Here is a 270-nt window from a genome sequence, read left to right as displayed (position 1 = left end):
GCTCGTCCAGCACGGCAGGCTGGGTGTGCGAGGTGGCGATGATCTCCACCAGCCGCATGTAGCGGGGCGGATTGAAGAAATGGATGCCGCAGAAGCGCTCGCGCAGCGAGGCCTGCAGCGCGGGGTTGTCGGCCAGCAGTTCGCGCCGCGTCAGCAGCTTGAGCATGGCCAGGGTGCGGGCGTGCTCGGCGCTGATCATGCCGAAGATCTTCTCGCGCAGCGCGCGCTGCGGCACCAACTGCGCATAGCGCGCGGCGATGGCCAGGTCGG

At 68.9% G+C, this 270-nt stretch carries 1 protein-coding gene; it reads right to left on the bottom strand.

Annotated elements, in window-relative coordinates; all coding sequences use genetic code 11:
• Nucleotides 1-270: phosphoenolpyruvate carboxylase (locus tag SB751_RS30900; protein WP_410749137.1), on the bottom strand; the 270-nt coding region annotated here is incomplete at both ends.

It is taken from the genome of Cupriavidus sp. SIMBA_020, from assembly GCF_046535395.1.
Lineage (GTDB): Bacteria > Pseudomonadota > Gammaproteobacteria > Burkholderiales > Burkholderiaceae > Cupriavidus > Cupriavidus campinensis.
This window is presented reverse-complemented; position numbering and strand designations above follow the sequence as displayed.